The following is a 13,586-nucleotide window of genomic DNA, read 5'->3' as shown; positions in this document are numbered from 1 at the left end:
GCGAAACTCAGTTGTAGATCGCCTTGCCCGAGGCGTCCTTCACGCTCGACTTCCACGTCGCGCGAATCTGGTTCTTGACGACGTCCGGCAGCGGCACGTAGTCCAGATCCTTGGCAGCGGTGTCACCACCCTTGTAGGCCCAGTCGAAGAACTTCATGACTTCCGCACCCTGGACCGGCTTGTCCTGCGTCTTGTGCAGCAGGATGAAGGTCGCGCCGGCGATCGGCCATGCGTCCTTGCCCGGCTCATCGGTCAGGATCTGGTAGAACGACTTGCTCCACTCGGCGCCAGCTGCAGCGGCCTTGAAGGCATCGGCGGTCGGCTGCACCACGGCACCCGACTTATTCTGCAGATTGACGTGCGTCATCTTGTTTTGCTTGGCGTAAGCATACTCGACATAGCCAATCGCGCCACCCAGACGCTGCACGAAGGCGGCCACGCCTTCATTGCCCTTGCCGCCCGTGCCGGTGGGCCAGTTCACGGTCGTACCTTCGCCGACCTTGCTCTTCCACTCCGTGTTCACCTTCGACAGGTAATTCGTGAAGATGAAGGACGTGCCCGAGGCGTCAGCACGGCGCACCACCAGGATGTCCTGATTCGGCAGCTTCGCCTTCGGGTTCAGCTTGGCGATCGCCGGATCATTCCACTTCTTGATCTCGCCCAGGTAGATCTTGCCCAGCACCTCGCCAGTGAGCATCAGTTCGCCAGCTTTGATGCCCGGGAGATTGATCACCGGCACCACGCCGCCGATCACGGTCGGAAACTGCATCAGACCATCCTTGTTCAGGTCGGCGTCCTTCAGCGGCATATCGGAGGCGCCAAAATCGACGGTCTTGGCAGTGATCTGCTTGATCCCACCGCCCGAGCCGATGGCTTGGTAGTTCACCTTCGTGCCGGTCGCCTTTTGGTAGGCGTCAGCCCACTTGCTGTAGACAGGCGCCGGGAAGGTTGCGCCAGCGCCAGTGATGTCGGCGGCAAACGCAGCGCCAGCGATAGCCAGGGAAGCAACGCCCGCGATTGCGGTCTTAACCAGTTTCATGTGTCCTCCAGAGGAGCGGTTGAGCGATGACAGATTTTTGACATCCGAACTGTAGGCCGCGCAAATGACAGTTATGTGACAACACGAAAACTTGTCATAACTGCCCTGCAGCGCACGAAAGTCGCCTCGAGAACACAAAAAAAGCGGCCCGAAGGCCGCTTGGCTACAGGTCTCATTGACCTGGCAGGCGCTATTGCAACGTCGCGGCCAGACGCTCCGCATGCTGGTTGGCCAGATCGGCGTCCTGCGCTTCCACCATCACGCGCACCACCGGCTCGGTGCCGGACGGCCTGATCAGGACACGGCCCTTGCCGTTGAGCTCGGCTTCGCTCGTCTTGAGTGCAGCCTGCAGGCCCGTGTGCGATTGCCAGTCGAAGCCTTTCTCGACCCGCACGTTGATCAGCTTCTGCGGAAACAGCCGCACGCCATCGAGCATCTGCTCCAGCGTCTGGCCGCTGCGGCGCAATGCAGCGAGCACCTGCAGCGCCGAGATGATGCCATCGCCGGTGCTGTGCTTGTCGAGGCACAGGAGGTGCCCAGAGCCCTCGCCGCCAAGCAGCCAGCCATTCTTCTTCAGCTCTTCCAGGACGTAGCGGTCACCCACCTTGGCCCGGACGAATGCAATGCCTTGAGCCTTGAGGGCCAGTTCCACCGCGAGGTTTGTCATGAGCGTTCCCACAGCGCCTTGCACCGGCAGGCCGGCTGCACGGCGCGCCTGCACCATGACATAGAGCAGTTCATCACCGTTGTAGAGACGGCCATTGCGATCGACCACCTGCAGGCGGTCGGCATCGCCGTCGAAGGCCAGGCCAATGTCGGCCGCATGTTCGCGTGTCGCCTCGACCAGCTTGGCGGGCGCCGTCGCACCGTAGCCGTCATTGATATTGCGTCCGTTCGGCTGGTTGCCGATCGACACCACATCCGCGCCCAGCTCGTGGAAGACGTGCGGCGCGATGTGATAGGCCGCGCCGTGCGCGCTGTCCAGCACGATCTTCATGCCAAACAGATTCAGATCATTCGGGAAGGTGCTCTTGCAGAACTCGATATATCGACCGGCAGCATCCTCGATACGACGGGCGCGGCCCAAAGCGTCGGAGGCCGCATATTCCATCGGCTTTTCCAGCTCGGCTTCAATCTGCAACTCGGTCTCGTCGGGCAGCTTGTCGCCCGTGGCCGAGAAGAACTTGATGCCGTTGTCGTAATACGGGTTGTGCGACGCCGAGATCACAACGCCTGCCGACAGGCGCAGCGCACGGGTCAGGTAGGCGACGCCGGGCGTGGGCAGCGGTCCACTCATCAGCACATCCACGCCCGCCGCCGTAAAACCGGCTTCCAATGCTGCCTCCAGCATGTAGCCTGACAGGCGCGTGTCCTTGCCGATCAGCACAGTGGGCCGGCCGTGGCCACGCGCCTCATCACCGTGTGCCAGCACGCGGCCGGCGGCATAACCCAGGCGCAGCACAAAATCCGGCGTGATCGGGCTTTCGCCGACACGCCCGCGAATGCCATCGGTGCCGAAATACTTCCTGGACATGGAGTGTTTCTCCTGCAGAGTGTTTCTTTGTTTGTAAGGCGCCGGCCTCGCCGGAGCAATCATCTGTTCGCTCGACACCAGCCGCGCGAGACCGGAATGCATGTCACCCCAGCGGCGGATCGAAGCGCTCGTGACGCATGGCCCACCAGATCTGGAGCGCTTCGACCGTCGGCTGGACATCATGCACGCGCACAATGAATGCACCTCGCTCGGCAGCCAGCAGCGCTGCCGCCACGCTTGCGGTCACACGCTCCATAGGGGGCTTGCCGCCCAGCACCGCGCCCAGCGTCGACTTGCGAGACAGGCCGACAAGCAGCGGCAAGCCAGTCTGCGTGAGTTCCGCCAAGCGATTGAGCATGATGAGATTGTGGTTCGGCGTCTTGCCGAAGCCAAATCCCGGGTCCAGCGAGATGCGATCCGCAGCCACGCCCGCAGCCATCAGTGCCGCTGTCTGCGCGTGCAAGAACGCCGTCACCTCGCCCATCAGATCGCTATAGCCCGGCGATTCCTGCATGGTTTCCGGATCGCGCTGCATGTGCATGACGCACAGGCCAGCATTGCCCTTGGCGACCGCCTCGATCGCGCCGGGGTGCCGGAATCCCCAGATATCGTTGATGAGATCCGCTCCGGCGCTCAGAGTGGCAGACATCACCTCGGGCTTATAGGTGTCAATCGACAGGGGCTTACCGCAATCGCGTAATGCCTCGACGATCGGCATGACACGATCCAGTTCTTCCTGCAATGCAAGCGGGGCGGCCCCGGGCCGGCTCGACTCTCCGCCGATGTCGATCATGTCGACACCCTCTGCGATCAGTTGCTCGGCATGGCGTAACGCTGTGTCGCGTGTGGCGTGCTGGCCGCCGTCGGAAAACGAATCGGGCGTGACGTTGAGAATGCCCATGACCAGCGGACGACGGTCACGCGCGTAACGGAAGCGGCCGCACTGGAAGTGTGTGGTGGTGTAAGTGGAGGTCGTCAAGATAGATGATTCAGAATGCAGCGCCCGAAGCATGCCAAAAAAAGCGCCAACAAAAAAGCCGGTGCGTGTGCACCGGCTCTTCCACGTCGCCGCCGGGGCGACAAATCAGTAGGTCATCATGCCGTGGCAGGCACGTTGCCAGGGGTCACGCCTGCTGGCGTACCACCACCGGGAGGCGTGCTGCCGCCACCGGTGGAGCCGTAACGCGGCGGACGCGGCGGCTTGCCATCCATGATGTCGTTGACCTGGTCCGCATCAATGGTTTCCCACTCAAGCAGCGCTGCCGTCATGGCCTCCACCTTGTCGCGGTTGGATTCCAGCAGACCCTTAGCCAAGGCATATTGTTCGTCGACAATGCGACGGATTTCCGAGTCCACCTTCTGCTGCGTTGCCTCGGAGACCGTCTTCGATGCCATGCGACCGAAGAAACCGTCCTGCTCGGTATCGACGTAGACCATCGTGCCCAGCGTGTCGCTCATACCGTAGCGCGTCACCATGTCGCGGGCCATCTTCGTGGCACGCTCGAAGTCGTTCGAGGCACCGGTGCTCATCGCCCCCAGGAAGACCTCTTCGGCAGCACGACCACCAAACAGGATGGCAATCTCTTCAAGCATCGTGTCCTTATAGGCGTAATGCTTGTCGTGCTCCGGCAGTTGCCAAGTCAGGCCGCCAGCCCAGCCGCGCGGCATGATCGTGACCTTGTGCACCGGGTCAGCCTTCGGGAGCAGCTTGGCCACCACCGCATGGCCCGACTCGTGGTACGCCGTCGCGCGGCGTTCCTCTTCGCGGATCACGGCCGACTTGCGCTCCGGACCCATGAAGATCTTGTCCTTCGCATCTTCGAAGTCCTGCATGTCGACCACGCGCTTGTTACGACGTGCGGCAAACAGTGCAGCTTCGTTGACCAGGTTGGCCAGATCAGCGCCCGAGAAGCCCGGCGTGCCACGCGCCAGCACCGATGCATCAACGTCGTTGCCGATCGGCACCTTCCGCATGTGCACCTTGAGAATCTGCTCGCGGCCGCGAATGTCGGGCAGCCCAACATAGACCTGACGGTCGAAACGGCCGGGGCGCAGCAGCGCCTTGTCGAGCACGTCGGCACGGTTGGTTGCCGCGATCACGATGACGCCCGAATTGGCCTCGAAGCCATCCATCTCGACCAGCATCTGGTTCAGGGTCTGCTCGCGCTCGTCGTTACCGCCGCCCATGCCGGCGCCACGATGACGGCCGACCGCGTCGATTTCATCGATGAACACGATGCACGGCGCCTGCTTCTTGGCATTTTCGAACATGTCGCGCACACGGGCAGCGCCCACGCCGACGAACATTTCAACAAAGTCCGAGCCCGAGATGCTGAAGAACGGCACCTTGGCTTCACCGGCGATCGCACGTGCCAGCAACGTCTTGCCGGTCCCCGGAGGGCCGACCAGCAATACACCACGGGGGATGCGGCCGCCCAGCTTCTGGAATTTCTGAGGATCCTTCAGGAAGTCGACCAGCTCGACAACCTCTTCCTTCGATTCGTCGCAACCGGCCACGTCCGCAAACGTGACGCTATTGTTGTTCTCGTCGATCAAGCGCGCTCGCGACTTGCCGAACGAGAACGCACCGCCTTTCCCGCCGCCCTGCATCTGCCGCATCATGTAGAACCAGAACACGATGATCAACAACGTCGGGCCAAGGTAGTAAAGCGCGGTCAGGAGCACGCCCTGCTCTTCTTCGGCCTTGCCGGTCACCTGCACGCCGTACTTCATCAAGTCGCCGACCATCCAGATGTCGCCCGGCGAGATGAGGGAATACTTGTTGCCCTCGTTGGGTGTGACCAACAACGTACGGCCCTGGACTTCGACGCGCTTGATCTTGCCGCCCTTCGCGTCATCCATGAATTGCGAGTACGTCACACCCTCCTGGGTGCGAGGCTTGTCGAACTGCTTGAAGACGGTGAACAGCACCAAGGCAATCACCAGCCAGATGGCCGCCTTCTGAAACCAGTTGTTATTCAAGGCGAGACTCCTTTAGAAATGCCTTGACGGGATGCTTGGCATTGTAATGCACGGGCACCGTCGCGGGTTGATTGCCCGCAAGACAGCCGACCGGCGCCCACATGATTGAGGACGCCCTTTCTGAGTAACGTCCGTCAGCCCGCATGCTTGAGCTGCCGGCCAAGCAGGAAGGTCTCGGACGATTTGTCGCGGGAGGCCTTCGGCTTGCGCGGCGCCACGATCTTGAAATGGCGCTTGAACATCTCGACGATCTGACTATAGCCGCTGCCGTGAAAACATTTGATCAACAGCGCGCCCTCAGGTTTCAGGTGCGCCATGGCAAACTCCACGGCCAACTCGGCGATGTGCTCCATGCGCGCGGCATCTGCCGACGCTACTCCTGACAGGTTGGGGGCCATATCGGACAAAACAAGGTCCACTTTGCCGCCGCCGGTGGCTTCAAGCACAATTTCTTCCAGTTGCCGGAAAACGCCTTCCTCGCGGAAGTCACCTTGGATGAAGGCGACATCGGCGATCGGCTCCATCGGCAGGATGTCGATGGCGACGATGGCGCCATCAATGCGCCCGTCCTTGGCCCGTGGCGACGCAGCCAGCTTGTTGCGCACATACTGGCTCCAGCTGCCCGGCGCAGCACCCAGGTCGACGATGACCTGGCCCGGCTTGATCAGCTTATCCTGCTCGTCGATCTCCTTGAGCTTGTAGGCGGCGCGCGCGCGATAGCCTTCGCGCTGCGCCAGCTTCACGTACGGATCGTTGATATGGTCGTGCAGCCACGACTGGTTGAACTTGTTCTTTGCCATTGAATTGGTTGCAATATCGTCCCAACATCGCGCCAAACATGGCGGCCAGGACTGATTTTGGCGGATAATACGCGCCGTTTGTCCTTTTGCGCGATCTCGCCTTCATTTATGCCCGCCCTGAGCCTCACCCCTGCCCAACGATCGGAACTGCGCTCGGAAGCGCACGCGTTGAACCCGGTCGTCATCATCGGTGCGGAGGGCCTCACCAAGGCCGTTCTGGCCGAAATCGACCGCTCCCTGGCTGCCCACGGGCTGATCAAGATTCGGGTGTTCGGCGATGACCGCGAAGCACGCATCGAACTTTACGACACCATCTGCGCGCGCCTGCAGGCCGCGCCCGTGCAGCACATCGGCAAGCTGCTGGTGATCTGGCGCGAAGGCCCGGCGTATTTGAAGGAAAACCAGCCGCGAGACCTCAAGCCGCCGCGCAAGACCTCCGTTGGCGCCGGTCCGCGTTCGGTCACCGTGCGCAAACCCAACCCGAACAGCGCACGCCGCCCGAAGCCGGTACGCCTGAGCGTGCTCGGCAACGAACGCGTCACGGCGGGCGGCAACGTCAAACGCGCAAAACCGCGTCAATCCAGCCAGAAGAAGAAGGCGCTGTCCTGACGCCGAGCGGCGCCGAAAACGACCGGCTTTCTAGCCGGTCTTTTTTTTGTTCAAGCCGGATGCCGGATACCGGCCGCCTTCCAGATGAGCACGAGGCCCAGCAGGCTTTGCACCAGGTAAAACACGCTCGACACGCCGTGCAGCATGCCAAACCGGGCGCGATACGGCGAATCGCCCACCGCGACGCCAAGCGCATCCGCCTGCTCGCGCAGCGACGCCATGAACGGCTGCAGGCCGAAATAGCCGACCAGCACACACAACAGCATGGCCAGCACCAGCCAGCGCAAGCGCTTGTACCCGGTCAGCCCGCGCCGAACCTGCGCCGTGGCAGCCAGCAGCATCAGGCAGCCCGTCGCCAAACCGATCCACGCCTCTGCGTGGAACAGCCGGCCGGCGATCGAACCGGCCAGTTGACGGTCGTCCAGCATGGCAAACAGCGTCGGCGCGACGACATAGCCGATCGTCCAGAGCGAGCCGCACCAGACCGTGGCAAGCAACTGGAAGAAGCGCTGCGGCATGGTTGGTGGCTCCGGGTGCGTATTACAGATACTTGACCGCAACGACTTCGTACTCGCGCTCGCCGCCCGGGGCGACGACGGTGGCGACGTCGCCCTCGAACTTGCCGATCAGGGCGCGGGCGATCGGCGAGCTGATCGAAATCTTGCCACTTTCCAGATCCGCTTCGTCATCGCCGACGATCTGGTAGGTGACGGGCTTGCCGGAATCCAGGTCTTCGAGGTCGATGGTGGCGCCGAACACGACACGGCCATCGGCATCGAGCGAGGCCGGATCAATGATCTGCGCGGCGGCCAGTTTGGATTCGATTTCCATGATGCGACCTTCGATGAAGCCCTGACGCTCCTTGGCGGCATCGTAGTCGGCGTTTTCGGACAGGTCGCCCTGGGCACGTGCCTCGGCGATCGCGTTGACGACGGCCGGACGCTCCTTGGTCTTCAGACGTTGGAGTTCGTCTTTCAGCATCTCGGCACCGCGTTTGGTAATTGGAATGGTGCTCATGTTGAGTAATTCGGAATCGCAAAAAAATCAGCCGCAGCAAAGCGGGAGGGCGCGTAGCGCACACCCGCCTGACGGCGGCTGTCGTTGTGTTGACACTGACGCTGTAGTTTAGGCGAACCGCCCGGAGGCGGCAACTGCCCTCCCCCGGCGGGTCCGCTGCGACGCTATGTCGCGCCGCGAGGTCTCAGCACTGACCTTACAGCGTGGCGTGGAGCCCCTGCAGATCGTACACGTCCAGATTCTGCATGTGCTTCAGGCCCTCCACCGCAGCGCGCGCGCCGGCGATGGTCGTGTAGTACGTCACGCGGTTGGCCAGCGCAGCCGTCCGGATGGAGCGCGAATCCGCAATCGCGGCGCGCGTCTCGTCGACCGTCGTGAACACGAGCGCCAGCTCGTTGTTCTTGATCATGTCGACGATGTGCGGGCGGCCATCCTTGACCTTGTTCACCACACGCACCGGAATGCCGGCAGCTTCGATGGCCGAGGCGGTGCCACGCGTTGCCACGATCGGATAGCCAAGCGTATGCAGGGCCCGGGCGACCTCGACGGCCTGCGGCTTGTCGCTGTCCTTGACCGTCATCAGCACGGTGCCCTTTTCGGGCAGGCGCGAACCGGCGGCGAGCTGGCTCTTGAAGAGCGCCTCGCCAAACGTCTTGCCCACACCCATCACCTCGCCGGTGGAGCGCATTTCCGGTCCAAGCACCGGGTCGACACCCGGGAACTTGTTGAACGGGAAGACGGCTTCCTTGACGCTGTAGTACGCCGGCACGACCTCCTTGTCGATGCCCTGCGAATCGAGCGACTGGCCTGCCATGCAACGCGCAGCCACCTTGGCCAACGAAACGCTGGTGGCCTTCGAGACATACGGCACTGTGCGCGATGCACGCGGGTTCACTTCCAGCACGTAGACGATGTCTTCGCCGCCCTTTCGCTGGATCGCGAACTGTACGTTCATCAGGCCGACCACGTTCAGCGCCTTGGCCATTGCGGCGGTCTGGCGCTTGAGCTCATCGACGGTGGCTTGCGACAGCGAGTACGGCGGCAGCGAGCAAGCCGAGTCGCCCGAGTGCACGCCAGCCTGCTCGATGTGCTCCATCACGCCGCCGATGAACACGCGCTTGCCGTCGGAGAGGCAATCCACGTCGCATTCGATGGCGTCGTTCAGGAAGCGGTCGAGCAGCACGGGGCTGTCGTTCGATACCTTCACGGCCTCGCGCATGTAGCGCTCGAGGTCGCGCGGCTCATGCACGATTTCCATCGCGCGGCCACCCAGCACGTACGACGGACGCACCACCAGCGGGTAGCCGATTTCTTCGGCCAGCTTGAGCGCTTCGTCTTCGGCACGCGCGGTGCGGTTGGGCGGCTGGCGCAGGCCCAGCTCGTGCAGCAGCTTCTGGAAGCGCTCACGGTCTTCGGCCGCGTCGATCATGTCCGGCGACGTGCCGATGATGGGCACGCCATTGGCTTCCAGGTCGAGCGCGAGCTTCAGCGGCGTCTGGCCACCGTATTGCACGATCACGCCGACCGGCTTTTCCTTGTCGACGATCTCGAGCACATCTTCCAGCGTCACCGGCTCGAAGTACAGGCGGTCGGACGTGTCGTAGTCGGTCGAGACGGTTTCCGGGTTGCAGTTGACCATGATGGTCTCGTACCCGTCTTCGCGCAGTGCCAGCGCGGCGTGCACGCAGCAGTAGTCGAACTCGATGCCTTGGCCGATCCGGTTCGGGCCACCGCCCAGCACCATGATCTTCTTGTTGCTGGTCGGCTCGGCTTCGCACTCGCCGTGCTCGGCCTCATAGGTCGAGTACAGATACGCGGTGTTGGTGGCGAATTCGGCCGCGCAGGTGTCCACGCGCTTGTAGACCGGGCGGACTTTCTCGGCGATACGCTTCTCACGCACGGCCTTGGAAGTCGTCTTCATCAGCTTGGCAAGGCGGCGGTCGGAAAAGCCCTTCTGCTTGAGCAGACGCAGCTCGGCGGCCGACAGGCTTTCCAGCGTGCGGGCCTTGACCAGTGCTTCCGTCTTGACGATGTCTTCGATCTGGGCCAGGAACCACGGGTCAACGGACGTCTCGGCGTAAACCTCGTCGATCGACAGGCCCAGGCGGAATGCGTCGCCCAGATACCAGATGCGGTCCGGACCGGCTTCGCCGATCTCTTCGATGATCTCGTCACGGTCGGTGGACTTTTCGTCCAGGCCGTCCACGCCGACTTCCAGGCCGCGCAGTGCCTTCTGGAACGATTCCTGGAAGGTCCGGCCCATGGCCATCACTTCACCGACCGACTTCATCTGCGTGGTCAGGTGGCTGTCGGCCTGCGGGAATTTTTCGAACGCGAAACGCGGCACTTTGGTGACCACGTAGTCGATCGACGGCTCGAACGACGCCGGGGTCGCGCCACCGGTGATTTCGTTCTTCAGCTCGTCCAACGTGTAACCCACAGCCAGCTTGGCAGCGACCTTGGCGATCGGGAAACCGGTGGCCTTGGAAGCCAGCGCGGAGGAGCGCGACACACGCGGGTTCATCTCGATCACGATCATCCGGCCATCCTTCGGATTGATCGAGAACTGCACATTCGAGCCGCCGGTATCCACACCGATCTCGCGCAGCACGGCCAGCGAGGCGTTACGCAGGATCTGGTATTCCTTGTCGGTCAGCGTCTGCGCCGGGGCTACGGTGATGGAGTCACCGGTGTGGATGCCCATCGGGTCCAGGTTTTCGATCGAGCAGACGATGATGCAATTGTCGGCCTTATCGCGCACGACTTCCATCTCGTATTCCTTCCAGCCGAGCAGCGACTCTTCGATCAGCAGCTCGTTGGTCGGCGAGAGGTCGAGACCGCGCTTGCAGATCTCTTCGAATTCTTCGCGGTTGTATGCAATGCCGCCGCCCGTGCCGCCCAGCGTGAACGACGGACGGATCACGATCGGGTAGCCGCTGGTGCCGGTGTCGCGAGCGATCTGCGATTGCACGGCCAGCGCCTCTTCCAGCGAATGCGCGATGCCCGACTTGGCCGAACCCAGGCCGATCTTGGTCATCGCGTCCTTGAACTTCTGGCGGTCTTCGGCCTTGTCGATGGCCTCGGGCGATGCGCCGATCAGCTCGACGTTGTACTTCTTCAGCACGCCGTGGCGGTGCAGGTCCAGCGCGCAGTTCAGCGCGGTCTGGCCGCCCATGGTCGGCAGGATCGCGTCAGGGCGTTCCTTGGCGATGATGCGCTCGACGACTTCCCAGGTGATCGGCTCGATATAGGTCACGTCGGCCGTGTTGGGGTCGGTCATGATCGTGGCCGGGTTGCTGTTGACCAGGACCACCTTGAAGCCTTCTTCACGGAGCGCCTTGCAAGCCTGCGCGCCGGAGTAATCGAATTCACACGCCTGGCCGATGATGATCGGACCCGCGCCGATGATCAGGATGGTTTTGATATCTGTACGTTTTGGCATAACCCGCTCGATTCGATTAATTCAGTGTGGCCGTCGCCAGCTTGGCGGAAAAGCCGATAAACATGGCGCCGACGCCGCTGCTCATACCAGCAGACAAACGTCGTCGCGCGCGGAACGCCGCGGCCAGCCGCGCGCCCACGAAGATGATGGTGGTCAGGTACAGGAAGCTGCAGATCTGGCAGACCAGCCCCAGCACGACGAACGACACCACCGGCAGCGCGTAGTGGGGGTCGACGAACTGGATGAAGAACGAGATGAAGAACAGGATCGCCTTCGGGTTCAGCAGGCTGATGATCAGCGCCTTCTTGAAGGGATGCGATTCATCGGCCGGGACCGCGTTTTGTTCGACGGACCCGCTGGCCTTGCGCGCGCGCCAATTGCGCACCGCGCCACGCAGCATCTGCAGACCGATCCACGCAAGGTACGCCGCACCGATGTACTTCACGACGTAGAACAGCGCCGGACTCGCCTTCAACAGCGAAGCCACGCCCGCTGCCGACAACACCATCAGGATGGCATCGCCCAGAAACACGCCGCACGCACCCTGGTAGCCCGCGCGCACACCGCGTCGAGCCGCCACCGACAGCACGTACATCGAGTTCGGCCCCGGCAGCAGCACGATGAAGATCGTGCCGAGCAGGAAGGTCCAGAACTCGGTGATGCCGAAGTGGGCGAGCATGAAGGCGTTCATGACGATGCGATCTCGTTTGCTTTACTGCTTGGCTGCGTCCATCGCCGCGGTGAAGCGGTCGAACAGATACGCGATGTCGTGCGGACCGGGCGACGCCTCCGGGTGACCCTGGAAACAGAACGCCGGGCGGTCGGTCAGCTCGAAGCCCTGCAGCGTGCCGTCGAACAGCGAAACGTGCGTCACGCGCGCATTGGCCGGCAGCGATTCGGGGTCCACTGCAAAGCCGTGGTTCTGCGAAGTGATGACCACGCGGCCATCCTGCAGATCCTTGACGGGGTGGTTCGCGCCATGGTGGCCGGTCTTCATCTTGAGCGTCTTGGCACCGACGGCCAGGCCCATGATCTGGTGACCCAGGCAGATCCCGAACGTCGGGATACGACGCGCCAGGAATTCCTTCGTGGCGTTGATGGCGTAGTCACACGGTTCCGGGTCGCCGGGGCCGTTGGAGAGGAACACGCCGTCGGGGTTGTAGGCCAGCACATCGGCTGCGCTGGTTTGCGCCGGCACCACCGTCACGCGGCAGCCGCGCTCGGCCAGCATGCGCAGGATGTTGAACTTGACGCCGAAGTCATACGCGACCACGTGATACTTCGGGGCTTCCTGCTTGCCGTAGCCGCGGCCCAGCGCCCATTCGGTCTGGGTCCATTCGTACGGTTGGGTCACGGATACGACCTTTGCCAGATCCATCCCCGAGAGACCTGGGAACGAACGCGCGAGGTCGATAGCCTTCTGGACGTTGTCTTCGCCCGCCAGGATGCAGCCATTCTGGGCACCCTTCTCGCGCAAGATGCGCGTCAGTTTGCGGGTATCGATGCCGGCAATGGCGACCACCTTCTCACCCTTCAGGTAATGCGAGAGCGAGTGTTCCTTGCGGAAGTTGGACGCGAGGATCGGCAGATCCTTGATGATGAGGCCGGCGGCATGGACTTTCGTAGCTTCGACGTCCTCACGGTTCACGCCAACGTTACCGATGTGCGGGTACGTGAGCGTGACGATCTGGCGCGAGTAGCTCGGATCGGTAAGGATTTCCTGATAGCCGGTGATGGCGGTGTTAAACACCACTTCGCCGATCGTATGACCGGCCGCACCGATGGAATAGCCACGAAAGACCGTGCCGTCTGCAAGCGCGAGGATGGCGGGCGGGAAAGACGGCAACACGGGTAGCTCCTGCTGGATTCACCCTGTGCCAACCTGAACGCCTTGTGCGCCATGCGGAATTCCGGCTGCGCGGAATCCGGCCGTTTGCACGTCGAAGCCGGGGCAAGACTCACCGGGAAACGAGGCAGACAGGGCGATGGGCGGGAGGTAGGAAGCGGTAGGCGCTAGGGTGAGGGGTTTCTGAACTCAAACCTGAAAATTATACCCCGACACCGCAAAAAACTCAATAAAAGGAAGGACTTATCGGCGGGCCGTCCGTCGATTGTGCAGGTTCGCCGTACCCGCCAGCCTTGCCACAGGCTGGCGCCGGCTTC

The 13,586-nt window shown here is 62.5% G+C and carries 11 protein-coding genes; 1 reads left to right on the top strand and 10 read right to left on the bottom strand.

Features of this window, described 5'->3' with window-relative positions:
* Window positions 1-7: 7 nt before the first annotated feature.
* The 5 genes from pstS to R2N03_RS04400 all read right to left on the bottom strand — a co-directional run bounded on the left by pstS (window position 8) and on the right by R2N03_RS04400 (window position 6,355).
* Complete coding sequence (gene pstS / locus R2N03_RS04420) at window positions 8-1,039, bottom strand: phosphate ABC transporter substrate-binding protein PstS (protein ID WP_316655556.1); 1,032 nt, start codon at window positions 1,037-1,039, stop codon at window positions 8-10.
* A 190-nt stretch (window positions 1,040-1,229) separates the two neighbouring features.
* Window positions 1,230-2,573 (bottom strand): phosphoglucosamine mutase, encoded by a 1,344-nt coding sequence (glmM, locus tag R2N03_RS04415; protein WP_316655554.1) that lies wholly within the window; start codon window positions 2,571-2,573, stop codon window positions 1,230-1,232.
* A gap of 103 nt (window positions 2,574-2,676) precedes the next feature.
* Window positions 2,677-3,585 carry a dihydropteroate synthase gene (folP, locus tag R2N03_RS04410; RefSeq protein WP_316655553.1) on the bottom strand — a complete coding sequence of 303 codons (909 nt, stop codon included), beginning with the start codon at window positions 3,583-3,585 and terminating at the stop codon, window positions 2,677-2,679.
* Window positions 3,586-3,668: 83 nt separating this feature from the next.
* Window positions 3,669-5,555, bottom strand: coding sequence for an ATP-dependent zinc metalloprotease FtsH (gene ftsH / locus R2N03_RS04405; protein ID WP_316655551.1), 1,887 nt, complete (start codon window positions 5,553-5,555; stop codon window positions 3,669-3,671).
* A 134-nt stretch (window positions 5,556-5,689) separates the two neighbouring features.
* Window positions 5,690-6,355: an RlmE family RNA methyltransferase gene (locus R2N03_RS04400; protein ID WP_316655549.1), complete on the bottom strand. Its 666-nt coding sequence runs from the start codon at window positions 6,353-6,355 to the stop codon at window positions 5,690-5,692.
* Window positions 6,356-6,463: 108 nt separating this feature from the next.
* Here R2N03_RS04400 and R2N03_RS04395 point away from each other — a divergent pair, with 108 nt between their 5' ends.
* Entirely contained in the window at window positions 6,464-6,964 is a 501-nt protein-coding gene (locus tag R2N03_RS04395; RefSeq protein WP_316655547.1) for a YhbY family RNA-binding protein, read from the top strand.
* Window positions 6,965-7,014: 50 nt separating this feature from the next.
* Here the strand turns inward: R2N03_RS04395 and R2N03_RS04390 are convergent, their stop codons facing one another.
* The 5 genes from R2N03_RS04390 to carA form a co-directional block, all read right to left on the bottom strand.
* The gene (locus R2N03_RS04390) at window positions 7,015-7,482 is read right to left on the bottom strand and encodes a DUF4149 domain-containing protein (protein ID WP_316655546.1); all 468 of its coding nucleotides are present in this window, start codon (window positions 7,480-7,482) and stop codon (window positions 7,015-7,017) included.
* A gap of 22 nt (window positions 7,483-7,504) precedes the next feature.
* Window positions 7,505-7,981 (bottom strand): transcription elongation factor GreA, encoded by a 477-nt coding sequence (gene greA / locus R2N03_RS04385; RefSeq protein ID WP_316655543.1) that lies wholly within the window; start codon window positions 7,979-7,981, stop codon window positions 7,505-7,507.
* Between the two features lie 196 nt (window positions 7,982-8,177).
* Window positions 8,178-11,423 carry a carbamoyl-phosphate synthase large subunit gene (gene carB / locus R2N03_RS04380; RefSeq protein WP_316655541.1) on the bottom strand — a complete coding sequence of 1,082 codons (3,246 nt, stop codon included), beginning with the start codon at window positions 11,421-11,423 and terminating at the stop codon, window positions 8,178-8,180.
* Window positions 11,424-11,439: 16 nt separating this feature from the next.
* The gene (gene leuE, locus R2N03_RS04375; RefSeq protein ID WP_232040338.1) at window positions 11,440-12,114 is read right to left on the bottom strand and encodes a leucine efflux protein LeuE; all 675 of its coding nucleotides are present in this window, start codon (window positions 12,112-12,114) and stop codon (window positions 11,440-11,442) included.
* A 21-nt stretch (window positions 12,115-12,135) separates the two neighbouring features.
* Window positions 12,136-13,272 carry a glutamine-hydrolyzing carbamoyl-phosphate synthase small subunit gene (gene carA, locus R2N03_RS04370; RefSeq protein WP_316655540.1) on the bottom strand — a complete coding sequence of 379 codons (1,137 nt, stop codon included), beginning with the start codon at window positions 13,270-13,272 and terminating at the stop codon, window positions 12,136-12,138.
* Window positions 13,273-13,586: the final 314 nt, after the last annotated feature.

This window comes from Ralstonia condita (assembly GCF_958405655.1).
GTDB classification, from domain to species: domain Bacteria; phylum Pseudomonadota; class Gammaproteobacteria; order Burkholderiales; family Burkholderiaceae; genus Ralstonia; species Ralstonia condita.
The sequence above is the reverse complement of the archived record's forward strand: the minus strand, read 5'-3'. Positions and strand labels throughout refer to the sequence as shown.